Below are 24,565 nucleotides of genomic sequence, written 5' to 3' on the forward strand. Positions count from 1 at the left end.
CGGTAATCATCACTCTTGATCATTACCGGAAGGCGGCGGACCGCCAAATCCGGCCTGATGCTTACTCGATCTGTGTTGTGCCGTTAAGGCGGAACACGATATTCACTACCAGTCCAGAACCTGGTTTACCGGCCTCATAGCGCCATCTGCGCATCGCATTTTTCACTTCACGCTCAAACATATTCGCAGGCTGTGCAGACAGGATCTCCACATTTTCAACCCGACCATCCGGCGTTACGTTAAATTTCACCTTAACCCGGCCTTCAATACGCAACGCTTGTGCACGCGCCGGATACTGCGGCTGATTACGACTTAAAGCTCGCGGGCCAGACGGTGCGCTCACCGCCGGTTTAGCGGTTGCCGGAGCACTGCTGGTCGTTGGACGCGCAGGCGCTGTATTTTCAAACGGAGACGACGGACGCGGCTCAGTTGGTTTTACATCGCGTTTTGGCTGCTCTTCCACCTTTTTCACCGGTTTTGGTTTCGGTTTAGGCTTGGGCTTCGGTTTCTCAATCACCACAGGCGCTTCTTTTGGCGGTTCCGGAATCGGCTCTGGTTCCGGCTCAGGCTCGACGACGGGTTCCGGCGGTGGCTGAACGGCCTGAGGCGGTTCGAGATCGGCAGGTGCAACCATCGTAACGGAGATCGGCTGCGCTGGCGCAGGCAGTTCAATAACCTGATGTACCGAGGTATACAGCAAACCTGCCACTACAGCGCCATGAATGCCGACAGAAAGTAACGTTGGCCAGGGAAAGCGACGAGGTAAATCAAGGGTCATTGAAGTCATAATCGTTTCAGTAAAAAAACCAGGCCTCGATTTTAAATGCAAATAGCAATCATATTCAATAAGGCCGTAATGCTAACTGACATTTAAAACGCGATTTTATGATAAAAAACCATTTTCAGAGTATGGCCTTAACATATCAGTTATCTTTCCGTTGCAGTTACCAGGCCTTTCCAATAACGTAATTATGACCTTTTACCGTTCAAGGAGCTCTACCCGTGCTGTACGTTATTTACGCTCAAGATATCGCAGACTCTCTCGAAAAACGTCTTTCCGTTCGCCCTGCTCATCTGGCTCGTCTACAACTCCTTCATGACGAAGGCCGTTTGCTTACGGCAGGTCCCATGCCAGCGGTTGACAGTAACGATCCCGGTGCTGCGGGCTTCACCGGCTCGACGGTAATTGCTGAATTTGAATCTTTAGAAGCAGCGCAGGCGTGGGCAGAAGCCGACCCGTACGTTGCGGCAGGCGTTTATGCACAGGTTTCAGTAAAACCGTATAAGAAGGTTTTTTGAATTTAAATAAATTATTTTAAATTCAAATACATAAAAAAATACAATCATCCAGTATCAAAATTAAGGGCGCATTTAGGTACACATTAATCTAAGCGCCCTCTCTTTTCGCCACGACCTATACTTTCAGTCTGACATACGGCTGGAGGTTTCTATGTGTGGACGCTTTTCACAATCAATGGCGCGTGAAGATTATCTTGCCCTGCTCGCTGATGAATCAGAACGCGACATTCCATACGATCCAGAACCCATCGGACGTTTCAACGTGGCACCTGGTACCAAAGTTCTGCTGCTGAGCGAGCGTGACGAGCAACTCCACCTTGATCCAGTTATCTGGGGATACGCCCCCGGATGGTGGGATAAACCGCCGCTCATTAACGCAAGGTCTGAAACTGCGGCCACCAGCAGAATGTTTAAATCACTCTGGCAGCGTGGTCGCGCAATTTGCTTTGCTGATGGATGGTTTGAGTGGAAAAAGGAAGGAGACAAGAAGCAACCCTACTTCATCCATCGCGCCGACGGCAAACCGATATTCATGGCAGCGATCGGCAGCACACCATTTGAACGAGGTGATGAAGCAGAAGGTTTCCTGATAGTGACAGCTGCAGCTGAAAAAGGGCTGGTAGATATTCACGACAGGCGGCCGCTGGTTCTGTCACCTGAAGCTGCAAGGGAATGGATGCGCCAGGACGTAGGAGGGAAAGAAGCTGAAGAGATAATTGCCGACGATACAGTGCCCGCCGACAAGTTTATCTGGCACGCCGTTACGCGCGCGGTGGGGAATGTGAAGAATCAAGGACCAGAGTTAATAGAAACTATGCGCTGATGTATGATGCTGTAGAGAAAAACGTCTACTTTGAGCGAACAGCAGTCGTTTATGCTGCAACAAGACGAGCGTCTACATCCAAGCCTTATTTTGGAGAACCACTCTATATCCGTCTGAGTCAACAAATGTCTTTCCGTTCACATCCCAGTAAGGATTAAACGATTTCATCATTTTAAAACCAGCCTCAGTCATTCTTTTGCAGGCATATATCCATTCGTTTTTATCCGAGTAATAAAGAACGAGCAAGTCATCCTCGGTATGCAAAGGCTGTACGGGATGGTTAAGACAAAAGGTGAATTCGATGTGCCAGTTTAACTCCTTACGTCCTAACATGATTCCATTGAAACCTTCATGGTCGTTGAATTCAGCAATTTTATGCAGGCCGAGCCCCTGACTGTACATCAGAAAAGATTTTTCAAGATTGGTAACGGGTTTGGCAATACGCATATGAGTAAACATCTGGAATTCTCCTGGAAGATACCGCTTGTACGTTGAAATCTAACCAGAGTTTACACGCTATCATGTTTTTAATTTGTCTAGTTGTGCCTGCGAAATATACCGCCTTGTTAACGTCTGATCCTGGCACATAGTGGACGAGCTAACTGAGATGAAGGTCCGCTGTGAGCGAGGAGCAGACGTTCACAACTATCATCGCCATTGATAATGCTCTACTCACCTTCCCGTGTGTTAACCGACAGGGAGCAGATCACCGTATTTTACATAGCCCTCCAGCGTTGCATCCGCAACGTCGATTCTGATCACCTCGGAGAACTCATCGACACTACGACCACGGCGTTTAAATGCTTATTTGAGAATTAGTCGCTAAGCCATGACCATACTTTATATACACCATACCCAACTAAAGCTACGCCTCCCGCGGCAAGCACAACGGGGGCCGCAGCTACTGTAGCTGCTGAAGCTCCAGTTAAGCCAACAATAGTACTCGCTCCACCAGAGAAAGCTGCTGTAGTTAACCCTGCACCACTAGCAACAGACGATATACCGGTCAATGCTGAAGTACCGGATGTCATTGCCCCTGATGCTATAGCTCGCGTAGCAACCTGACGGCTTGCCATGGACGCCGCAGTTCTTAATACCGTGGGGGCTGTTTGAGTTATTTTATAATAGCTGTAAGCATTGACCCCCGCCTGCCCTACAGATACTGCCATAGTCTTCACTGTTTTGACCTGAGCGCTTTCACTAACGCCAGTCACACACCATGTCGCAAAATGCTCACAGTTGTTGTTGAATATATTATATCCATCCTCACCCAGTCTGGATTTAGCCCTTTTCACAATATCTACATTGGAGTAAACACATTTAGCATCCAGATGTTCGATAATGGCAACTTCGCTCTGGTTCTGATTGAAGTCTTCAAACGAAGTCTCACAGATTTTACCTTTGCTTAACCCACTTGCCAGACCTGAATAATGGATAACTTTACCACTCCCAATGTAAATACCATGATGAGTATATCCGGTACGTTTGGATGAAAGGTGTGCGCCAAGGGTAAACATCGATTACTCCATTTTCAGCTAATCATATCCGCCGAGTTTATACCCGAAAGTATTGTTTGGAAATCACCAAGCATTCAAATTATTTTGTAAAGACTTTTTCCCCTTATGACAGGAGAAGTTAAACGAGGTTCATGATGTCCGCGTTGAGCGAGGAGCAGACGTTCTTGTACAAAGCATGTCGCCAGATTACAGTGAAGCCATTGATTGACAAGTGAGTCGAATCACACGCGCAACAGGCTTGCATGTAATAGTGAGCGCTTTAAAAAACGTGGTCGTCTCAGGCCGGACTGGAATCGTGCATTGTTTCATCCGTGTTGGGAAGACGTGCCGATTGTTGAGCCTAAAGGCACAGTTTCCTGTGCTGCTACATACAGATGAGGCGATCCTCGATTTCGACCTGTCCATAGAAAAGGCCCTCTTTCCTGGCAAGCTAAATGGTTCATTCAGATAATTGATCGGTTCCTGAGGACAACAAATAATGCTTTTCAATAATAAAAATCTGTTTATTACTCTCTTATCCCTCTGCACGTTCCAGACTTATGCAGCACAATGCACAGCGGAAACCATCGCTAAAAACAAACTGAACAACTTCATTCTCATGAGCCAGCAGACAAGAACAGAAATCCCCAAATCGGTTGAAATGACTATTGATAGTCCTGATGGGTATCTTCGTGCATCGGTTCAAGGCAACTTCAGTCAGTGCGGTGAGCTAATTGGCGGCAGTGTAAAAGAGGTCAAAACCTCAAGAGGCCCGAAAGCAGTATTCACGGCTACCAATGAAATTCAGCTGAACAGAACGGACTTTGGCTGGCGCATCCAGATGGATGCAAACGGGGTCATAGTCGATAACAACAGTAAGAAGACCACACAGCTATACCAGCAGACTCTGGAGGGAATGTACCTGCTTAACAATAAAGGATTAATCAGCCACGCAGTTACACGCTCGACTATCGCGGCCACAAAAGCAGAAGATAAAGACAAAACCACAGTGAGCAAAATAGATTACGTTTTCAATTCATCAGGGTTGCTGGCAAGGATGGTAAGCAAAGGAAGTTTGCCGATAGATAACAATACGATTGTATACAGCTATGATGACAATCATCGCCTGATCAAAACCCAGTCCCCCTCAACCATAGAAGAGTATACCTATGATAACGAGGGCCGTGAGCTGACCCTGAGCAAGACCCAGACCTATTTCACCATCGAAAAAAACCTGTCCACGTGCGAGGAGTGGAACTCGCATGGAGAATGCACACGCGCCAATATGAACATCATGATTGTCCCAGTCGATCAGACGGGTAAACAGGATGTGGACAAATATAAAGCCGTCATAACAGCGAAATACGAATACTGGAACTGACTATTTCATCCGCCATATCGGTTGCCAAAATGATACTGGCTCCTTTATCACATCCTGATACTGAGCTGAGCAGCTCCGGTATTCATTCAGAGCATTAACGTCCGCTCTTGGCACGAAGCGGACTAGGTAACAGGGCTGAAGGTCCGCTGAGAGCGAGGAGCAGACATTGTAACTTTCGCAAGCTGATTTTGAGATAGGATGGCTTTCACTTGGCTGGCATTGTGTAAGCCGTCATAGAATATGCATAATAACTTTCTTCAGCGACTAACTATTCATCATAAAATCGATATTATTGTAGAGGACAGGCGTTTCTGGCCACATTGTCTCTACAAGGAAAAACTGAAAATGAGATTTATAACACTGTTTACATTGCTTTTCGCTCTTCCCCTACATGCCGAAGACCATGATTATGGTCCTCCCATCTCTAGATGCTTGAACAAACATACTATTCCCTATATCAACACGACGATTCCTGCTGAGAATATTGTTAATGATGCTTATAAGGAGTGCGAGGATATCGTTAATGAATGGAATAATGAGCGTGCATCCTTGCCCAAGGAAATGGTAATCAAGCAGAATAAGGAATTTAGGGAGATGTATGTCAGAATGATTGATACCCGCAGGAAAACAGATGTTAACAAAAGATGAAGGCTTTGTTTTACTTCATTTTGTAAAGTAGCGCTCTTAGGGCCAGGTAAAATCTCGCATTAAGCTTTCCTGAAAGGCAGTTTTGAGCGAAGAGCGGGCATTTCCTTAAAAGAAAATTTAAATCTAATGTAAAGTAAAACTTAACATTAAATAGACCGGTCAATCTGAATGACTATAATCATTTTAATTTATAAAGTGGCCTGACTAAATATTTTTTTCAAAGCTTCCCTAACAATATACACCTTGGTTGCATCAGAAATTCTACCACCATGTGCTCCTGCCTTTTTGAACAACTCACTGAAAATTTCTTTGATAAGAATTTCATTAATTGTCATTTGAGTTTCTTTATTATATTTATCCATTTCCTGTTGGATTAGTCTTAACATGCTTTCCATTTCACTAGGTTGCTCATTCATCCATTCAATAAGCGCAGATTCATTAGCAATATCTGGGCTTTCTCTATGACATTTATTGCATAGCAGAATATAATTTGAGACATCATTACTTCCGCCTAGTGAGTGAGGGATAATATGCGCCCTCTCCAATTTTGAGGATTCGCGGCCACAGCAGACACATACATTGAGATCACACGCATTATCATAGCGCGTATCATCCAAACCTCTTTGAATTCCATTGTCAATCCAGTACTGCCAGATCTTTTTTTTACTTGGTGCGTTTTGTCTAGGAACTACTGCCATATTACTGCTCCTCAAGAATTCAAACAGTTGATTAGAGATCAGCTGACCTGCGCCCTATAGATTAACACACTACGCTGTTAGCAACGTCCGCTCCTGGCACATAGCAGCCCTTCAGACGGTAACTCGCCATCATGGGGTGTCGGGGGTCGGAGGTTCAAATCCTCTCGTGCCGACCAAAAATCCTCTAAGAACCAGCCTGTTACGGCTGGTTTTTTTATGCCTGTTTTCTGAGCGGGAAAGCTCTGGGGAATCACTGGGGAGAAACACCGCCCAATTATAGAATTTGCCCGGCAGGATAGCTGCTGTGTGTAGTTGATGATGAAAAACCGGGTGTCTGCTGACATCAACAGACCCCGTAATTACACAGCAGTGCATATTGGATACGCTATATCCCTAGCGAGTGGGTAAATTTATAGTCATTACAAAGATGGTTGTCATTAAATCTTTGTGATTGATATCTAATATTTTTAACTAAAATCTTACCAAGATCATAAGTGATCAAATAACCACCAATTGAGCATAATTATTCTTCTCATGATGTGTTTCTATCTACATCACTTGGCAGTCATCAAACTCCGCGTTCCTAGCATCATTAATGATGTACGTAATCACTCCGAATATTGCGTGTGAGGAATTGTAGCCATCACCATCTTCTGGCAGCGCTTCCCTTCTCCCGTTCTCCAGATTTATCAGATGGGGATGAGGGTGAGTTCGGTATCGCTTGATCCTGAATTCCCCGTCTATCTCGCATATCAGCAGCGAGCCATCACAGGCTGAAAGCGAAGCGTCCACAACAAGCAGCGCCCCCTGGATTATCCCTTCCCTGAAATGTGAACGAGATGCCCTCATGAAATAAGTCGCGGCTGGCTGACTGATTAGCTGCTGATCGAGGGAAATCCTTGTTTCAACGTAATCACTGGCCGGTGAAGGGAACCCCATGACTATAGCCCTTCGTTTGGGTTAAAAAGCATGAAAGTACGCTCTTCCCCTTCAACCGCTGATATGTCTTTAAAGGTGCTAACGCTTGATTCGATCCAGGCATTGGCATCTTTAAGTGAGAAGTCCCAGTTAACCTTCTTCAATTCCCGGACAAAATCTCTAGTCGTGACCGTTTTACGACCGCTGGGCTCCCTAACAATCGCAGAGCGGAAAGCTGTCTCAATTTCGTAATAACGTGGCATCGTCTTACCTCTCAACAATACTGTTTATATATACAGTATATACTGGCATTATACACAGTAAAGAGGAGTTAAAGCATGTTCGTGGAACTCGTTTATGACAAAAGGAATTTTGATGGTCTGACCGGTGCAAAAGATATCATTCTGGGCGAGTTAACTAAGAGGGTTCACCGGTTCTTCCCCGATGCTGATGTTTGGGTTAAACAATCTTTTGACATTATCTGAAAGTGCTGTCAGTTCTGCCATACATAGCTGCATTATTGATATTTATCAAATATGCGCCCTCCTGCTCATGACATAAAGAGCAGGCATCAGGATCAGTAGTGGTGTGAAGCCTGGTGAAGCACGCCTTTCTTGATTGGATGATAATTACTTTGACTTGTATTCGGGCTGTGTGTGGCCCATTTTTTTAGTGTTATTTGCGGAAAATACGACCCATATGTTCCTTAAATAACGATAAAGAAGTTGAGTATCATGCAAGCATTGGGGCAACTTATCGCGCCCCACTTTTTTTCAATAGTCATTTGCGGAAGATACATGGAGTGTCTTCCTTAAATTATTATAAAAGTTACTAAAGAAAAATACCCTTCCAGGCGATCCCTTGATCGCCATTTTTTTCATGCAATCACTGATACCTACCATGCAGAAGAAGCCCAACCAGCCGTGACTGGCAACCATTCAATACTCGCACTATCGAACGTTCGCCAGTCGGCCGCCATCATGCTCTTGCATACGGTCTGGTTGCGGCAATCCTGTCTTCACGTTCCATTTCTGTTAGCGCTGCCTTCGATTAATACCTTCAAAGATTCTATCTGTTTTTGTTGGGCCTTAATCGCCTCGATGCATAACCCAACAAGCCCTGAATATTCAACAGCAAGATGCCGGTTGCCGTCATCATCCTCTGCACATGCAATCACCTCAGGAAGCACACTCATAACGTCCTGAGCGATTACCCCGGCAGATGGATACTCATTATCTTTCCAGCGAAAAGTAACACCGGTCAGCAAACTGATTTTTTCCAGAGGATCTTCTATGGGTTCTATCATTTTCTTCAGGTCGCGATCAGACGTTTGCGTAAGGCTCACGCAGGTCACGTTTCCGTTAAACGTTGTATTCCCGCGCACAAAGTTCGTACCATCCTGTCGCAGTTCGAAACTGTTGTTATTGGAAAAATTATAGAACGATAACGCCCCGGGAGTATTCGACGGATTACCAACAAATCCGTACTGATTACCGGACGCATCTTCAAACCGGATATAGGAGCCGGCGGCCTGACTCCCCTGTGTTTTTATCGTTGCCCCACCACCGCGCGCAACCATTCCGCCATCTGCCGTTATCTGGGCATTGAACGTCGTTGCTCCTCTGATGTAGTTGGTGCCATCACCTCTCAGGTCAAAGCTGTTATTACCCTTAAGCCCGTAAAGAGATACAACATCACTGTTTGCCGTTCCACGGCCTAAAAAAGCCAGATCGACATTGTTTGTTGCATCCCTGAACCGGATATAGCTTGTATTTGACAGGGTGTTTTGTAGCGTTATACAAGCCCCTGCTTTAGTGAATATGTTTTCATCTGAAAAGGTATTCGATGAGCTTTTGTTAACAACGTTTTCCGCGAGATATTTCCAGGACGGGCCTGTGAATGATGTGCCGTCAGGAAGCTTAACGGTAATTGTGCCCGTTGCACTGTAGACAAGCTGCCAGTTCTGTTTGTCATAATTCAGTCCACGCAGTGCTTCCGCACTCTGAGTCACCAGCGCGGCGGTAACCATATTCAGTGCTACACGCGGGACGGCATACCAGGCTGCACCTGACTGAGTTGGTCCGGTGAAATTACTCACCAGCGTCAGTGAAGCATTGCTATTGACTGTTTTCACCGGGAGCGTATAGGGAATGCCGCCGACCGTAACAACAATAAAGTCACCGTCTGCCAGTTCCGTTGTAAAAACAGTGCCGCTGCCGGATACAGCTGCAGAGTTATTCGTCAGGGAGAGTGTTCCTGCAGACATAGGTTTACCTCAATACATATTTGGGAGAATAAGAATCGGCATGGTGATATTTCTGTTCCGGGTCATATCCCAGCCATTACTGTAGTAATTGCCGTAAACCCTGTTATATGCTGACCTGACGCTACCACCAGACATCACCACACCTTTAGTGCGAAGGTTTCCGTATCCTCCATTCATACGCACTTGTGCGCCCGTATAAACTATCTGACAGAACCCACCACCAATATTTTGAAAGCTATCTGTAATCTGGATTTGACGGTCATACACAAAGGGGCGTTTCCGCGTGGAAAACGTCACCTGCCCGGCTGCATTGGTCATCGTGATACCATCGCCCCCGACAGGTGCTGTCTGGTTGAATATTACCAGGTCAATAGTGACTTTTCCTTCCAGGTCATTCCTGCCGGTATAGGAAATATCGCGAACAATAATATTGGTACCATCAAACCCAACTGACACATTTGGGTTGTTCCACTTACCAAATGGAATACCCTTTACCGGAAGAGACGCACTGCCGTTTACTGTAATGCGCCCGGACCAAGCACAGGTCATCAGCGCGGACTGGTTGGATATAGCTGTAAAGTCAGTCGAGTCTGAGACAAACAGCCCTTCGTTATAAGTCACCGCGGGCAGTAATTCCATGACATAGCCGGACCAGTCAGGGAAAAGACTCATCCCACCAATGGTTTCCGCACCGATGACTACCCCTGAATTCCCGTTTCTGGTGACGCCAGTCATAATGGCCACATCATAATCAGCGAATGAATAGATGTAGATGGGGTTAGTGGGTACCACGATAACCTGTGAGCCAGGAACAAGCGGTGTATTTACTGGATACTTCATTGCCTGGGATGACTCACCCGAGAAGGATGTACAAAAACTGGGGGCACGCAGCCCCGCTGTGATTGCCATCGCAGGACGCCCATCATTGTAATCAATCAGAATACCTTCCGGCATTATGTCCACCTTCCGACAACAATTTTGCCGCCGCCAGTCAGATTAACAGTCAGTCCGTTTCCGTTGATGACGACAGTGTTATTAACGCCGTTAAATGCAAACGCTCCACTGTCGGCGTAGAGCTTCCCATGCAATTCTGCGTTTCCATTTTTATCAATACGCCAGCCCGCAGAACCCGCAACGAAGTTATTCGACTGGATATAATTACCAATTTGGGCATTGGTAATGCTGCCATCCTGAATAAAAGCATCGCTGATGAACACCTGACCATTGACCACAGCGAATGGAGAATATTGCGTATTGCCACTGCCACTCATCAGGACAAACTGATTGGCATTAAACCCGACGCGGGTGACTACCGGCTTACCCGCTTCCGCCAGCACCGCAATCGACATCCCGGCGTTATACATGACGCCGTTAATCCGGACTCCGGTTTTGAGGGTGTAAATCGCAGAGGCTCCGGTGGCATCAACCACGGCAGTAAGCTTGTCCTCCAGTGCAGCAGTTACATTATTGAACTGCGCCTGCACCTGCGTGGACATTTCAGCCATGGCCTTATCGACCTGTGCAATGGTCGTTTTAACCACCAGAATATCCGCGCGTACTTCACCGTACTGCGCCCACCGGTGTTCCACGGCTGCATGGTTGGCCAGCGCATTCTGCAATGCGGCTTCAAGATTGGTATCAATGTCGCTTGTCAGGCGATCACCGTCGGCAGACGTCAGGAAGTCATCAGCAATATCGCCCAGGTAGTCGTCAGCATTCGCATTAGATTCACCACGAACCCAGTCGGTCCAGCCTGATTCATTACCCGTTCTGTCAACCAGCTGCGCGCGGTACCAGAACTCCTGCCCCGCCTTCAGTCCCAGTTGGGTGTATTCGGCAGACGGATAAGGCACATCCGACAACAAAAGAGGATTCGAGAAATCACTGTTCGCGGTGTACTGAATTTCCGTTTTCAGCGTGTCCCCGGTGTTTGCCGGAAATCCCCAGTTCAGGCGAATCCCCCAGTTGATCGGCGTTGTCGCAAAGCCGACAGGTTTCGGCGGATTTCCCACCTTACCCGTCAGCGTTTTCTCTTCGGAGTAGCCCCAGCCAGAGGATATTTCAGAGGCGTTAATGGCGCGCACACGCACGAGGTAGCGCCCGGCATAAATACCCGGAACGTCGAATGACGTGGTGGAGCTGCGCGGTACGTTTACCCAGTTACCATCATTACGGCGCCACTGAGCCTCATAGGCTATAGCGTTCTGCGCCTGGTCCCAGTTCACCCGCATGGTTTCGACGCTGATATTCTGCTGAACCACTGAAAACGAACTGATCACGATGTTGGCTGGCGGCGACTGCTTACCCGGCGGGATCACACTCACCGGCCGCTGGTCAATGATGGCTCCGGTATCAATGCGATCGAATTTATCCGGATCGTGATTTGCACCGACAATTGTGAACGTGCCGTCATTATTATCAGTTACCGTAATAACGCGATACTGCTGTGCGTAGAGCTCATCAGACTCAATGACCCATACTGCCTCAGCCACAGGCGGTTCGCTGTAAGCGGTCGTAACGGTCACTTTATTGCCCGTTATCGACTGAATGGTGCGTGACTGCGAAGCACCCGATGGAAGATTGACAATCATTCTGTCGGCTGCCGAAGCATCCGGCGCCCTGTCTAGCGTCAGCACGCGACCATTCACTGCAGAGATACGGCCTCCCAGTTCGCGCCCAGAGATATTTCGGTCCGCTACAGCAATTACATAGCCAGGCTGTGGAATGTTGCCATCTTCCCCTACATTGAAAGTAACAACGCGATCTTTGTTGTTGGTTAGAATCCCCCATCGCCCTTTCCGATTCGCTTCCGACTGACGGGTACAACCGATCGCAGTTATCTCAAGTTGATTAAACCCATAACGCGCAACCAGCGCCTGCTCAAAAACAGGCTCCATCGCATCAGAATAAGCGTTATCAGGATCAGACCAGGACACCAGCGCATTGGTGTAACGGTTCTTTGTGGTGCTGCTGGAATAGGTAAAGCGCCCATCAATAACGTTCGCATGCGTGTATGTAAAATCAACATCTCTCGGCATATCCGCCAGTGCCACAATCTGGTCGTCGCCCCAATAGGTCATCCCGCGGAAGATTGCAGCAAAATCACGCAGGACCGTATAAGCGTCGTTGCGTTCCTGAATGTACACGTTGCAGGTATAACGTGGTTCGGTACCACTTCCGCCTTTGCCATCCGGTACCATTTGATCGCAATACTGTGCAACCTGGTAGAGCGTCCATTTATCTATGTTGGCCGTTGTAAAACGTTCCCCAAGTCCGAAACGGTCGCTAACCACCAGATCGTAGAAAATCCATGCAGGGTTATCGGTCCAGGCCCATTTAAATGTCCCAGCCCACGTTCCGCTATAAGTGCGGGTTTCGGGGTCGTAAATATCTGGAACGCGGATAACGCGGCCGCGAGGCTCGCAGGAGATCTGCGGGATAGAGCCGTTAAACTGGCTGGAATCGAATTCGATGTAGAGCAGCGCAGTGTTTGGATAGCGAAATTTGGCGTCAATCACCTCCGTGAAGCTCTGCAGCGTCATCGTGTCGCCGATCTTCGCGCTGTTTGCATCAGAGGTAATCTTACGCAGTCGGATTGTCCAAGTGCTGCCAGCCTGAGGTAAATCGATACGGTGGCTACGCTCGTAACCTGATGTCGTCTTGCCGGTCACGCTGGTATTGAGTACCGTCTGCCATGTGCCGCCGTCCGTCTGCAGGTCAATCGCATAATTAACCGAGTAACCGACCAGATCGCCGTCGTCCTCCTGTTTGAAAAGCGAGGGCCATTTCAGACGCAGACGAACAGCTGAAAGCTGCGTATTGGTGAACGTGCGCGCCCACGCTGTTGCGCTTGATATCTCGGTTCCCACATTGATTTCGTTTTCGGTACCGGGTATACCCTGAATATATTTTTGCGCCTGAGTTCCCGCGCGAAATTCCCACGTGACGCCGCTGAAGTTTTGGGAGCCGTCAGCATTCTCCAGAGCCGTTCCGTCCAGATAGATATCTTTCGCCGTCAGTTGCCCTGCAAATTCGCCTTCTCCCAGTGCAACGAGGATTTTTGCCTTTGCTACAGATTGCAGATCATCAAGCTGTTCGGTAGGGGTTCGGGAACTGGAGCTGCCGCCCTTGCGGCCTTGTATAGCGATTGCAGTTGCCATATTGCGTCCATAAAAAAGCCACCCTAAGGTGGCCTGAAAGAAGGTATTTATTTATTGCTGATCTTCGACATAAATCCCGGCAGAAATAATCGCGCCGCCGATTCGCCGGCGTCCATAAAGAAGTGGTACCGGATTACCCTGGGCTGTTGTATTTGTGACTCCACCAAAGGCATAACTGGCCTTGTTGTCCGACGATTGCTTGCTGGCGAGTCCAGTTGTCTGCGGTGAGAGCATCTGCACAATGCCGCCTAAGGCCATTGCCCCACCGATCTGGAACATGATGTTACTCGCAGCAATACCTACGGCTGGCATCCAAATTGCCGCCGCGACTAACGCAGCGCCGAGGATGGTCTGGAAAAGCCCCCCTCGCTTACTCCCAACGATAACTGGTGCTATGCGAATATCAGCCGAGCTCTGATCCATGACGATTTCATCATTGTTCAGGTTACGCTTATCGCTGAACACGGCATAGGTGAGGCCGCGCTGCTTGCTGGTATTAAGAAAACGCTCGAAGCCCGGGACAATCACACACAATGCGCGGATGGCCTCTTTTGGTGAAGCTACTGATAAACGATATTCACGCCCGAAGGTGGCGCCCAGCACGCCGTACAATCGAATTGTGCGAACCGGATCAACATTGAGTAATGCAGCCATTTTTCCCCCATAAAAATTGCCACAGGCGGTTATCAGAAACAGTCTTTAAAGCGCAGTATTTTCATTGTGCGCTCACGCCAGTAACCGCCATAAGGTACGCGCTGGCTCAGATGCCCATAAAGGTGATGCAGTAGCATGTTGCCTTCCAGCAGAATCCCCGCATGATTCCACTTATCAGCCTGAACCTGCATGATCACCATATCGCCTGGTTTGGGCGGCCCGTCGAATTCACGGAATCCGCACTCATACCAGCAATCCTGATAGAAGTTGTCCGGATAGTCGTTTTCCCACCAGGGATAATCGACCCGGTAATCGTGAAGCTCTATCCCGTGCGTTTGCCGGTAATAGCTCATCACCAGACCCCAGCAGTCGAAGTGACCAAGCACAAACGGGCGCTCCAGCAGCGGCAGTTCTCCGCGTGGCTGGATGGTGCGTAAATCTCCCTCCGGCCAGCTCACAATGTGCCACGGCAAAAGCGTTGCATCGCATTGCGCTTTATCTAGCTCACTCGGTTGCGTCGTGGCATCCGGGTGACTGTGAGCGATGGCGACCACCCTCCCCCAATCCTCAGCAGCTGCATAGTCTTCGGGGCAAAGTATAAAATTGACCTCCGGCGCCGCGGCAAGATTCCGACACGGGAAATAACGTTCAACACGGCTTTTCTGCGCCACCACGCCGCAACACTCGCGAGGATACTCAGCTGCAGCATGGGCCATAATCGCATCGATGGTTTTCTGACGCATATCAGCTCCTGATCAAAGACGTGCCAGGGAACCCACCGAACGGCAGTTCGTTGCCGTCTCCATGACGGAGCTTACAGGCCGTCAGCGTGCCGGGGCATTCATCCTGCGACGGATCGCTCACTGGGTTATTGTTTTTATCGAAATAGCGGGTTCCGGCATAGTCGCAGCCGTCGCCGGTGCGATATTTATTACGCATGCACCATGTGCATAGAGAGTGCAGCTGGCGCGTGGGGATCATTAGTCCCTGTAAATCCATCGGGCTGGTCAGCACAAACTCAATACTTTCACCAGGCAATTCACTATTTTTGCCATCGATGTAGAAAACCCGTTTCCTTACCTGGAGGGGATCGGCTGTCGGATTACCATCGGTAAAATTGCGCGCATCAAGGTAATGAGCGAAAGTATCGTGAATCGTGACCTTGGCCTTCAACATGTCGTCATAAGCAAGGCACAACGCGGTAATTGAACTGTCGATATTGGCAACCGTCAGTGTTGGCTGGGCGCTGCTACCGTCTGTGGAGATTTCCAGGCCTTCGATTTGATACGGCCAGGCGGCATATTCTTCTCCTTGCCACCAGATGCTTTTCGCCTTCAGCTTTGATTCGTCACCACCAGCGGCGGCGATTTCTTCTTCCGTGTGCGGGAGGTTGTACGCGTGAAATCGCAGTACATCATCAACGCCGAACGTAGAGCCATCAACTTCGATAAGCCGGACTTTATTACCGGGTTCCAGGCTTTGATAGTCTGCTGTGATCATGGTGCGTACGCCTGTTTGAAAGTTGCGAAAATGGTCAGAACGTTGCTGGATAAAGGCTGTGACTTGATTGATTCAGCCTCAATCCGGAAGAGCCCTGTGTCGCCAACTGGAGATGTCCAGATAAATGCCTTTGTGACGTGAGAACGAAAGAACTTCAGGGCCTGAAGCATGTCCGCTTTTTTCCCCGTCAGTGTGACTGGCCATGATTGCTTTTCAGGGTTAATGCCTTCCCCGGCGATCTGCTCATAGCCATCGCCAAAGGTTGCAGAGCGGGTTTTTAGGCTGAACGCCCCTTCCATTCCCGCCTGTATCTGTGTTCGCCAGGTGAATGTTTCGATTGCCATGCTTTCTCCGGACATAAAAAAACCCGCCAATTGGCGGGTTTGGTAATTGGAGTGGATTAATTATATTTTTTCTTTAAATCTTCTAGCCTGGCGCTGTCTTGCTCTGTAAATCCTGATGCATCAAACAGCGGCTCTTTATCAGCACCATTAATCCTTGTTACCGTGACGGTGAAAATGGCGTCAGCTGGTGCGTCAACCTTACCCCATTCAGAGAATTTATTTGGCACAAGCGCCCAAGTAGCTTCTTCGTTCGGCTCCAGCCCGCCAGATATTTCGTAGTTGAATTCTTTTTCAAGCCAGGGAACAGATCGACCGTCACTGGCAATTACGCCACGGAAAAACACCCTTGAAATAGCTTTGTCAGTGTTATTTCTAACTACCAATCTGATAACAGGCTGTGGCTGTCCATACTCTTCGGGCTCCAGAGCGAAGCGGGATGACAATACCTGGAATTTTTTCAATTCTTCTTTGGCCTTCTCGGAGTCAGCTTTTTTCTGTTCCAGCTCTTTAATCTCCTGAATTGCCTGCTCTTTCTGCTTAAGTTCTCTCTCGGCAGTTACTTGCTGGGCATAAGAGATAACTTCCTCACCAGTTTTACCAGCCAGTGGGGCTCGCATCTTCTTGCTGATGTCTTCTTTGTCAGTATCAGAAGATGCACGCATCAGATCAGCTATATTGATATTACTGAACGCTACCACTTTTAAAGCGCTATCAAATTCCTCCCGTTTATTCTCTGGAAGTGACTCTCTGACCTTAGCTATAGATGATTTCATTGCGTCATCAGTGGACGAGTCAATTTTAGGTTTATCGCAAGCAGCAAGTAAGCAGGAAAGCATTATAACGCCAATGATTTTTTTCATTTCCCTATTCCAGTAAGCAAAAGTTCGGACTAATCCTAACAGGCTTACACCAACGACAAAACCCGCCGAGGCGGGTTATCGCGATTTCGTGGCATTCCAAATCAGTCCGCCCGGCTGTAGTTGTTTGGCAATTCCGGCACGAACAGACTGATCGATGGTCTGCTTGTAGGCCCGTGAAACAGCTTCGTTATTTCCAGAAGTTTGCTGCTGTGAATTTTGGTTTTGAACGACTACAGACGTTTGAACAGTTACGCCTCCAGTAGTCGGAGATTGCAGGCCATACGTTGGCGCCCGACCAACGTAACCACCATCGGCATACCCTTGTGCTCCACGCATCAACGCATAGAGATTGCCTACACCCAATGCACTAGTCGCTTCCTTCGTAAAAACAAACTCACCGCCGTGTACAACGCCTTTCGGTTGGTATTTACCGCCATCACCGGTGTAGCCGCCACTATCAAAACCGGGAACCAAGCCACCGCCGGCAAAACCAAAGAACGCACCGATACCCGTTCCACCAAAGGCTGACTTCATTCCATTAACCAGAGCCAGTTGCGTCAGCATCTGGGCGATGCCCTTCAGGAAGATAGTCAGGAAGTCTGAGAAGTTAGATTTACCAGTAGTAAAAAAGTCGGTGAGCGTGCTGGCCATCCCGGTAAACGCATTGCTGGTAATCGTCTGCACCTGCGAGTAAACATTGGTCGCGCTGTCCTCAAATTCAGCCCAGCCCTTTTTCGCGCCAGTCAGCCAGTCACCACGTAACCGGTCCTCTGCATCATAGTAATCATTCGCTGCTTTAAGCTGCTTCTGATATCCCTCGTCGTCAAGCGTGCCGCCGGAGTTGATCCAACCAGAAGATAGCTGGCTCTTTGCCAGCTCACGTTGTGCCTGACGGTCACTCATCCCGGCACCGTTCACTAATGCAGCCTGCTTCTCTGCCATCTGCGTGACGTATTTCTGCGAGGTATCCATTCGCTTGTTCAGCTGTTCCTGTGCGGTAATCTGATCACCTAACAGGGCTTTCTGCCGTGCCAACTGAAGCACCTGGTCTTTACTCGCCAGCAGGGATTGTTCCTGCTTTGTCAGTGAACGTGAACGCGAGGCCTCCTCCAGCACCTGAAATTTCGCTTCAGTCGTCCACAGATCTTTGCGCTGCTGGCTGATAGTGTCGTTCAGCCCTTTATGCTGCTGCAGCGCGCGTAACTGTGCCTGAAGCGCCAGTAGCTCGGCCTGGGCAGCATCCGTGCTGCGATCGCCAGCCGATAAAGTACCCAGCTTTCCGGTTTTGGTCTTTTTACCAAAAGAAGCGACTCCCTCCCGATCCCTCTGGGTGGTTGCGGTACTTATCTTTCTGGTTGTATCGAGGTATTTACCTGCACTGATATCAGCCGCATCCCAGTCTTTTTTCAGCTGAGAAACACTGTCACCATATGCGCCGGCCATCTGTTCGTTGTAGTCCTGCCATCCCTGCAAAGTATCGGTTTTCGCCCAGTCGGGAACGAGGTTGATCGCGGCAGCGATAGAGGAAGAAATGATCTGGTTCAGCTTCTGGAAAACGATCGCAACGCTGTAATAAATTGCGTTGAATTCCTTCAGGGTGTTTGATGCCAGCTCAGCTACCCACTGACCGATACTCTGCATGGCCTCAGACGCCCAGCCTTTAATATCCAGCCACAAGCGACCAAACGGCGTCAGCGAGTCGTAAGCCTGTTCTCCGCGCTTTAACATCGTATCGCCAAACAGCTCCATAGCCTGCGTAACGGCCGCGGTCTGGTCCTTTTGCTTGATCAGATCGTCAACATGCTTAAGTTGTGAAACGGTCAGGAAATTATATTGTTCGTTGAGACTCTGCAGCGCTTTAACAGGGTCTTTTTCGATGTCCTTATAGGCTTTGGTGATGTCCTGCGCCGAGACTATACCGGTCTGAACCGCCAGCGCCGTGGAGCCCGCTGCTTTTTCAAGTTGCTGCTGTGTCAGCGATCCCATGCCAACCAGCTCAGTCATCAGACTTTGAACGGTTCCTACAGTTGCGCCAGTAGAGGCTGCAATAGACTGGGAGGAAGCCATAACCTGAAGCGCTGACGTGCCGGCAATATTGCCAGTCCTGATAATGGCCTTGTTGCTTTCGTCGTAGGCGGTGAAGTAGTCCGACCCCGCTTTTGCTGCAATCAGAACGGCACCAGCCAGGCCGCCAATGGCCACTCGGGCAGGAGTCACCATCGACAACATCGCTTTCAGCGCATTGCCTACACCGCCAAACGAGTCACGGAGCTGACCGCCCTGCTGAATAGCAACCATATAAACCGGCATGCCGGAAGCCAGTGAAGTCACAATGTCGGTCATTTGCATCGGTAGATAACGCATAGCATTGCGATATTGGCCCGCGCTGACAGACCCAGACTTCCATGCTTCTTCCTGCTCTTTCAGCTTTGCGATCATTGGGGCAGCACGATCGGATACGCCGAGTTGGGCAGCTTTCAATTCAAGCAGTTCGGCACGTGTTTTACCAATCGCCGCGGTTTGATCTTCCAGTGAGGAAATGAATGTTTTCGCCGAAGCCGCAGCGCGCTGTGCCGCCTGAGTCTGTTCAAGACGGGCCCGGCCTTCTGCTGTTTCCGACTCCATAACCTGGGCTAATTTAGCGCGGGTTGTCTCCAGCACGCTGTTGTAACGCGTAAAGTCTTCATCATCCACCAGCCCTTTACCGCGAAACTTAGACAGGCTCTCCTGAATGGTATCAAGTTCATCCAGCGCTTTGTTAACCGGGCTGATTTTGTTGAGCAGAGTATGAAGCTCCTGGCGCTGCTGCTTCAGGCTCTCGGTATTTTTCTTCTGGTTGTCGATGCCGGTTCGGAACGTACTGTTTAAATCGTCCGCTTTATCTGCCGCCCCGGTAGCCGTATGCTGGAAACGGTCCAGTTCCTGGTTACCGCGCTCCAGTTCGCCGGTATTCACGCGAAGGGAAATAGTGGCGATGTCGTTACTCATCCGGCCCTCTCTTTATGCATTATTTTAAGCGCGGTTCGCTCCATTATCTGGAGATCGGAAAGTGCGGTTGCCTCGTCGTCGACGGTATGGATTCGCATTACCCAGGGCAGGACGTTGTAATCAAGCCCTGTTGCGCCGCCCATGCTTGTACGCCACTGCGTGCTGACAGCTTGAAAGACACGGAACGCAGGCCAGACATCGGGCCAGACATCGACAATTTTATCGTCGTAGTCATCCGGCGTGAGTCCATAGGGTGCCATGTCTTCAGCCGTGGGTTCAGGCGTATAAAACGCCGAGGCAACCGCTATCAGTTTTTTTCACGCTGGCCCAGCAGCTCGCGGTAGTAGGTCTCAGTGATGGCCTTCATGGCTGCCGGGTAGTTTTCGATGAGTTCAGCCAGGTTATCGGCGTTAAATTTATCTGGCAGCGCCCAGCCGGCGATAATTTCCAGCAGGAAATCGGTCGCGGTTTTGCCTTCAAGTTTTTCCAGATCTGCCAGTTCCTTTAGCGGCTTGTGGTTGAACGTAAAGGTCAGCACGCCATCCTCATCGCCAGCGCGCGGGATCGAGACGTTGGCCTTGAAAGTTGGTTTGGGCTGAAGGGTGAATTTAGTCGCCATCGTTGCCTCTAAGTGAAAGAAAGCCTCCATGCAGGAGGCTCAGATTATCGTTATGCCTGGCTTATGCCGCAGCGCCTGTAATTTTGTAGAACGTCATCGCTGGCGATTGCAGGTTCAGCACGACGCTTACCGTTTCGACTTCGTTCACCGCAGTAGTCGGCGTGTCGTCAAAAGATGCCGTGGCCGCCCAGTAACGGTTCTCCTTCGCCTTCGGCACGTACATGTACGCTGCGACCGTCTCTTCATCTTCATCCAGCTGGCGAAGCAGCGGGTATACCGGGAGCGTGGAGTCATGCGCGATCGAGTAGGTCTGAGAGACTGCGGATTTATAGGTGTTCAGGTTGCGCTGACGATCATCGCTGAGGAACTGAATCTGCGTGGTGTTCTGATCGCCACCAGATTTCGATACCTCGGTGATTTGTGGCAGCTCGGTCCATTCTTCGATTTTGCGAATAGAACCGGAACCGCCGCCCGCCGCGTATTTGTTTTTGTTGGTGGTATTGATGTTGCGAAGAGTGACAGCATTCTCCGCAATCGCGTCGATTTTCGCGATAACGTTATCAATACCCGACCAGTTACAGTTCACGTGAACGATATCGCCGACCGCGATATCGTCTGCGGCGCTAACGGTGATCACCGCGTGCTCAGCATTCGTCGCGCCGGTGAAAGTAATGGCCGGGCCGTAGCCCGACGCCAGATAAACATGAGCGCCGTTAGGCAGTGCAAAGCCCATAATGGTTTCTCCTTCAGAAACGGGAAAACCGGCTCAAGGCCGGTCAGTTGTGGGACATCAGAGGGCAATCAGCTGGTAATGTCTGCCCGATAATTCAGGCTGACAGGAACGGTGTAGGACACAGGTGTAGGGATGCCGCGGAATATGCCAGGCGCGCTGCTAATCCAGCAGGTAAAGTCTTTGCCTGCAATTTCCTGCCCCTCGGGGAACAATTCCGCTACTCTGCCCGCCAGGGCAACGACGGAGGTGCGGCCGGAGCCGGATGGCGCCACGACATTAATCTGGTACACGCCTGAATAAGTCCGGCAGCGCAATCCGAGATCGATTGTTCGCGGCGTAACGGGCATATCGTGAACGGCCAGGTACATCTCGTTAGCAGGAGGTGTGAACGGCACGTTCTCCCATGCAACCGAAATACCCTCGGCATCGGCCCAGGCACCCAGTCTGGCGGCCAGTGCAGATGCAATATCAGTAATCACTTATTCACCTCCCTTACAGCTTCCTCAAAGAAGCGTTGAAACTCAGCTGCAGTTATGCGGACCATGCCGCCCGGAGCCTGTGTGGAATGCCCCATTTCAAGCGGGTAGGCATAAGGCACGTTGTTGCAGAAATAAATGGCCTTCATCCCGACTTTGAAGAGCGACAGCGTGTAGTTCCCGGCCGCTTTGGTCAGGTCGCCGGTCTTGTCTATTCGCCCTGTTTCGTCAGTTGTCGGAGCATCAAACGATATCTGCCAGTTACCGCGAAAGCGTCCGCCCGTATACCCCGGCGGTGCTTTGATATCCATCCCATCCACCACCCGGGCTTTTTTCTTCAGTCGCCCGGTTTTGGTCAGGTTATCGGGATTGGCCCGCTGCGCCTCGTTGTGGTCGTAAACAGCGCGATTATAGGAAACGGCTGTCTGGTTAACTTCCCACAACTCCGGGTTGCCCACAGGGGACATCACCACCAACTGGTTAAGAATTTTGATTCCGACGGCGCGCGCCACTGCTTCCTGATTCGTTTTCGCCTTATTAACGAAAGCCGTGATTTCAGCCAGGAAAGCCGAGTTCTCGCCCATGCTAAGCCCTCAGTTGCGCTTTGTAGCAGAGCACCAGCACGGCAGGTTTTGCCGGGTTCGGTTTGACAACACGGTATGCTGTGCCGTCAATATCAACCACATCACCGATTTTAATTTCCTGCTCTGCCGTAAAAACGATCTGCACGTCGCCGTTAACGATGACCGTTCCATCTATTTCGCCTGGCGCGTATTCGGTCTTCACGCCCACAGCAGTAAAACGGACCTCTTCAGTTTTATGCTCAACGCCGCCGATAACCGTTACCGAGCCTTTGCGGGTGACGTTGTACGTCGCGCCGTTCTGCCTGAGCATGCGGGTCGTTCTGGCCTGCATACGTTGGTAATCAATCGCCATATCAGGCCCTCTCTGCAAATGCATTAATGGCGTAACCACGACCACCAGCGAGGTCGCCCAGCAGCGCCATAACGGCAGGATAGGACGGCGTGAAGACTTCACCATCTGCGACCGCATAGGTCATGGTGACGGCACCTTCCACACGTTCAGTTTTCACAGCAGCTTCGCGCACGCTGGAGAGTAAATCGCCGTCTATTGCCTCTACCGCCAGCATGCACTGCGCGGTTATAACCTGCCGTGGAACTTCATCCGGCGGGAAATCATGTTCATCCAGAACGACATTCACGCGTGGCCACGCCAGAGCCTGTCTCGGGTCAGCTTTTGAGCCAACCCAATCCAGCCCCTCCAGGTAATCCATTGCCTTAATCAGCAAAGGTGTAATCTTGTCAGGCAGTTCAATGCCGCGTATTGCCGCAAATGAGGCAAGATCCTCTTCACTGGCGTAGCTGTTGGCATCAGGAGAGGTGATATCGGTATTGATCATCGAATCATCCTGTTTATGGGGCTTTCGCCCCATTCGTTATTCTCCGGCAGGCGCAGTGAAGGTGATCTCATCCGTGGTTTTCGCCACTCCTTCAACCGTGCCGGTTACCGTGAAGGTGCCAGCAACGTCTGATGTGAGTTTCACCGTTGCACCACCAGCAGAGCCTGTTTGAGAACTGGCCGTGCTAAGCGTGCCACCTGTGGACGTCCACGCGACGGTTTTACCGGATACAGCGGAGCCATTCAGCGTGTACTTCAGAGAAACAGTTACCGCGTCTGTGCTGTCAGCAGTTGCGGAGGTTTTATCCGCTGACAGCGTTACTCCCCCACCGCGGATTCCAGTTTGATCAGCACGCCTGCCGTAGATTTGTTGCTGGTGAAGTGTTTCTTCCAGTTGCCCGCAGTGCCGATGGCGGTCAGGTCAGGGTTATCACCTTTGGCCGTATCCCAGCTGTAGCCAAGCAGATCAACGTTCACCACGCCTTCAGCGCGATAGCCAACCGCAAGGTTTTCCTGATCGTTGATATCGTAGGAACGGAAACCCGGCGCCTGAGACTCGGTGACGGTAACCGCACCAGATACCAGCCCAAGGATCGCATCAGCGTCCATGGTGTCGGTCACCAGCACAGGTTTACCCAGCGTTCCTGGCTGCCCACCGTAAACCACCACGCCAGCTTCTTCGTAGATTTTGTTGGCAATCGCCTCATCAACAATGTCGAAGTAGGTGGCAGAGTGCATCACGAACAGAACCACGCGGTTAAACTTGTCCCCGTATTTGCGCAGGCCGCGCGTCAGGGTCTTTTTACCGTCGGTCTCAATATCGGCGGTTACGACCATGTCGGCGTTAGCACCGATCGCCGCAGTCAGCGCTTTCAGGCCGTATTTCACGTAACCTTCCAGCGTGGCATCTGCGACATCAACGCCGATCACTTCGGAGAACTCATCAACGGAGCGTCCACGGCGTTTAAAAGCCTCTTCCGTGGTTTCATACGGGCCGTATTTCCACGGTGCTTTAACGGATACCGCTTCACCGGCACCGATTTTTTTACCGGTGACTTTATCGACAGAGTTCACATTGCGCGATTCAATGGAACCACCAACTTTATAGAAAGCACGCTTACGAAAATCGCCTTCGATCAGTTCGTTATCCAGCAAAATCGCACCGTTGGAGGAAGCGTTGAACACTTCCAGATTATCCTGGCGGCGCTCAAGAAAAGCGGTCTGGGCCAGGTCATCATAAATAACCAGGTCAGTATTAACAGTGGTAGACATGGGTTAATCCC

General features: G+C 49.9%; 28 protein-coding genes and 2 pseudogenes. 5 read left to right on the forward strand and 25 right to left on the reverse strand.

Translation table 11 applies throughout. From position 1 onward, the window contains the following. Positions 1-61: 61 nt before the first annotated feature. Positions 62-787, reverse strand: coding sequence for a TonB system transport protein TonB (tonB, locus tag E1B03_RS14415; protein ID WP_207949450.1), 726 nt, complete (start codon positions 785-787; stop codon positions 62-64). Between the two features lie 215 nt (positions 788-1,002). Here tonB and E1B03_RS14420 point away from each other — a divergent pair, with 215 nt between their 5' ends. Both E1B03_RS14420 and E1B03_RS14425 read left to right on the forward strand, forming a co-directional pair. Beyond that, the gene (locus E1B03_RS14420; protein ID WP_003020675.1) at positions 1,003-1,299 is read left to right on the forward strand and encodes a YciI family protein; all 297 of its coding nucleotides are present in this window, start codon (positions 1,003-1,005) and stop codon (positions 1,297-1,299) included. A 151-nt stretch (positions 1,300-1,450) separates the two neighbouring features. Beyond that, positions 1,451-2,122 carry an SOS response-associated peptidase gene (locus E1B03_RS14425; protein ID WP_133086449.1) on the forward strand — a complete coding sequence of 224 codons (672 nt, stop codon included), beginning with the start codon at positions 1,451-1,453 and terminating at the stop codon, positions 2,120-2,122. A 72-nt stretch (positions 2,123-2,194) separates the two neighbouring features. On the opposite strand, the gene E1B03_RS14430 is transcribed toward E1B03_RS14425, so the two are convergent. The 3 genes and pseudogenes from E1B03_RS14430 to E1B03_RS14435 form a co-directional block, all read right to left on the reverse strand. Further along, the gene (locus tag E1B03_RS14430; protein WP_133086450.1) at positions 2,195-2,581 is read right to left on the reverse strand and encodes a VOC family protein; all 387 of its coding nucleotides are present in this window, start codon (positions 2,579-2,581) and stop codon (positions 2,195-2,197) included. A gap of 249 nt (positions 2,582-2,830) precedes the next feature. After that, positions 2,831-2,926, reverse strand: a pseudogene (locus E1B03_RS26730) (major capsid protein); the annotation flags it as partial. 11 nt (positions 2,927-2,937) lie between these two features. Next, positions 2,938-3,639, reverse strand: a complete 702-nt coding sequence (locus tag E1B03_RS14435; RefSeq protein ID WP_047057990.1) for a lecithin retinol acyltransferase family protein — start codon at positions 3,637-3,639, stop codon at positions 2,938-2,940. 478 nt (positions 3,640-4,117) lie between these two features. Here E1B03_RS14435 and E1B03_RS14440 point away from each other — a divergent pair, with 478 nt between their 5' ends. Then, the gene (locus E1B03_RS14440; protein WP_057063890.1) at positions 4,118-4,999 is read left to right on the forward strand and encodes a hypothetical protein; all 882 of its coding nucleotides are present in this window, start codon (positions 4,118-4,120) and stop codon (positions 4,997-4,999) included. Positions 5,000-5,344: 345 nt separating this feature from the next. Further along, positions 5,345-5,647, forward strand: a complete 303-nt coding sequence (locus tag E1B03_RS14445) for a hypothetical protein (RefSeq protein WP_052134162.1) — start codon at positions 5,345-5,347, stop codon at positions 5,645-5,647. Between the two features lie 188 nt (positions 5,648-5,835). Here E1B03_RS14445 and E1B03_RS14450 read toward each other — a convergent pair whose 3' ends face one another. The 3 genes from E1B03_RS14450 to E1B03_RS26810 form a co-directional block, all read right to left on the reverse strand. Next, positions 5,836-6,345 (reverse strand): HNH endonuclease, encoded by a 510-nt coding sequence (locus E1B03_RS14450; protein ID WP_133086451.1) that lies wholly within the window; start codon positions 6,343-6,345, stop codon positions 5,836-5,838. A 549-nt stretch (positions 6,346-6,894) separates the two neighbouring features. Next, on the reverse strand, positions 6,895-7,284 hold the full coding sequence (locus E1B03_RS14455) for a HumD family translesion DNA polymerase (RefSeq protein ID WP_133086452.1): 390 nt from the start codon (positions 7,282-7,284) through the stop codon (positions 6,895-6,897). A 2-nt stretch (positions 7,285-7,286) separates the two neighbouring features. Continuing rightward, complete coding sequence (locus E1B03_RS26810; RefSeq protein ID WP_133086453.1) at positions 7,287-7,526, reverse strand: DNA polymerase V; 240 nt, start codon at positions 7,524-7,526, stop codon at positions 7,287-7,289. A gap of 75 nt (positions 7,527-7,601) precedes the next feature. Between E1B03_RS26810 and E1B03_RS14465 the strand changes: the two are divergent. Beyond that, a pseudogene (locus E1B03_RS14465) lies at positions 7,602-7,727 on the forward strand (DinI family protein); the annotation flags it as partial. A gap of 554 nt (positions 7,728-8,281) precedes the next feature. On the opposite strand, the gene E1B03_RS14470 reads toward E1B03_RS14465, so the two are convergent. From E1B03_RS14470 to E1B03_RS14550, 18 genes are all read right to left on the reverse strand, one after another. Further along, the gene (locus tag E1B03_RS14470; RefSeq protein ID WP_133086454.1) at positions 8,282-9,529 is read right to left on the reverse strand and encodes a tail fiber domain-containing protein; all 1,248 of its coding nucleotides are present in this window, start codon (positions 9,527-9,529) and stop codon (positions 8,282-8,284) included. A gap of 9 nt (positions 9,530-9,538) precedes the next feature. Next, entirely contained in the window at positions 9,539-10,483 is a 945-nt protein-coding gene (locus E1B03_RS14475; RefSeq protein WP_133086455.1) for a DUF6453 family protein, read from the reverse strand. Then, on the reverse strand, positions 10,483-13,689 hold the full coding sequence (locus E1B03_RS14480; protein WP_133086456.1) for a TipJ family phage tail tip protein: 3,207 nt from the start codon (positions 13,687-13,689) through the stop codon (positions 10,483-10,485). Before E1B03_RS14480 ends, E1B03_RS14475 begins: the two co-directional genes overlap by 1 nt. Positions 13,690-13,740: 51 nt before the next feature. Continuing rightward, complete coding sequence (locus E1B03_RS14485) at positions 13,741-14,343, reverse strand: tail assembly protein (protein WP_133086457.1); 603 nt, start codon at positions 14,341-14,343, stop codon at positions 13,741-13,743. 32 nt (positions 14,344-14,375) lie between these two features. Further along, entirely contained in the window at positions 14,376-15,086 is a 711-nt protein-coding gene (locus tag E1B03_RS14490) for a C40 family peptidase (RefSeq protein WP_133086458.1), read from the reverse strand. Position 15,087: 1 nt separating this feature from the next. Next, entirely contained in the window at positions 15,088-15,843 is a 756-nt protein-coding gene (locus E1B03_RS14495; RefSeq protein WP_133086459.1) for a phage minor tail protein L, read from the reverse strand. Further along, positions 15,840-16,187: a phage tail protein gene (locus E1B03_RS14500; protein ID WP_133086460.1), complete on the reverse strand. Its 348-nt coding sequence runs from the start codon at positions 16,185-16,187 to the stop codon at positions 15,840-15,842. Before E1B03_RS14500 ends, E1B03_RS14495 begins: the two co-directional genes overlap by 4 nt. Positions 16,188-16,243: 56 nt before the next feature. Beyond that, complete coding sequence (locus E1B03_RS14505; protein WP_133086461.1) at positions 16,244-17,047, reverse strand: DUF6694 family lipoprotein; 804 nt, start codon at positions 17,045-17,047, stop codon at positions 16,244-16,246. 75 nt (positions 17,048-17,122) lie between these two features. Next, on the reverse strand, positions 17,123-20,035 hold the full coding sequence (locus E1B03_RS14510) for a phage tail tape measure protein (RefSeq protein WP_133086462.1): 2,913 nt from the start codon (positions 20,033-20,035) through the stop codon (positions 17,123-17,125). Next, positions 20,032-20,295 (reverse strand): DUF1799 domain-containing protein, encoded by a 264-nt coding sequence (locus E1B03_RS14515; protein WP_133086463.1) that lies wholly within the window; start codon positions 20,293-20,295, stop codon positions 20,032-20,034. The genes E1B03_RS14510 and E1B03_RS14515 overlap by 4 nt, the downstream gene beginning before the upstream one ends. Positions 20,296-20,342: 47 nt before the next feature. Beyond that, complete coding sequence (locus E1B03_RS14520; protein ID WP_133086464.1) at positions 20,343-20,654, reverse strand: phage tail assembly chaperone; 312 nt, start codon at positions 20,652-20,654, stop codon at positions 20,343-20,345. A 61-nt stretch (positions 20,655-20,715) separates the two neighbouring features. After that, positions 20,716-21,387: a phage tail protein gene (locus tag E1B03_RS14525; protein WP_044865579.1), complete on the reverse strand. Its 672-nt coding sequence runs from the start codon at positions 21,385-21,387 to the stop codon at positions 20,716-20,718. 68 nt (positions 21,388-21,455) lie between these two features. Beyond that, complete coding sequence (locus tag E1B03_RS14530; RefSeq protein WP_133086465.1) at positions 21,456-21,866, reverse strand: DUF4128 domain-containing protein; 411 nt, start codon at positions 21,864-21,866, stop codon at positions 21,456-21,458. After that, complete coding sequence (locus E1B03_RS14535; protein ID WP_133086466.1) at positions 21,863-22,447, reverse strand: hypothetical protein; 585 nt, start codon at positions 22,445-22,447, stop codon at positions 21,863-21,865. The genes E1B03_RS14530 and E1B03_RS14535 overlap by 4 nt, the downstream gene beginning before the upstream one ends. Before the next feature lies 1 nt (position 22,448). Beyond that, positions 22,449-22,799 (reverse strand): hypothetical protein, encoded by a 351-nt coding sequence (locus E1B03_RS14540; RefSeq protein ID WP_133086467.1) that lies wholly within the window; start codon positions 22,797-22,799, stop codon positions 22,449-22,451. A 1-nt stretch (position 22,800) separates the two neighbouring features. Further along, positions 22,801-23,283 carry a DnaT-like ssDNA-binding protein gene (locus E1B03_RS14545; RefSeq protein ID WP_133086468.1) on the reverse strand — a complete coding sequence of 161 codons (483 nt, stop codon included), beginning with the start codon at positions 23,281-23,283 and terminating at the stop codon, positions 22,801-22,803. 36 nt (positions 23,284-23,319) lie between these two features. Then, entirely contained in the window at positions 23,320-23,676 is a 357-nt protein-coding gene (locus E1B03_RS26615) for an Ig-like domain-containing protein (RefSeq protein ID WP_165955354.1), read from the reverse strand. Then, a complete protein-coding gene (locus E1B03_RS14550) occupies positions 23,601-24,554 on the reverse strand; it encodes a major capsid protein (protein ID WP_133086469.1) in 954 nt (317 codons plus the stop codon). Before E1B03_RS14550 ends, E1B03_RS26615 begins: the two co-directional genes overlap by 76 nt. Between the last annotated feature and the right edge of the window lie 11 nt (positions 24,555-24,565).

It is taken from the genome of Citrobacter arsenatis (assembly GCF_004353845.1).
In the GTDB taxonomy this organism is placed as follows: Bacteria; Pseudomonadota; Gammaproteobacteria; order Enterobacterales; family Enterobacteriaceae; genus Citrobacter; species Citrobacter arsenatis.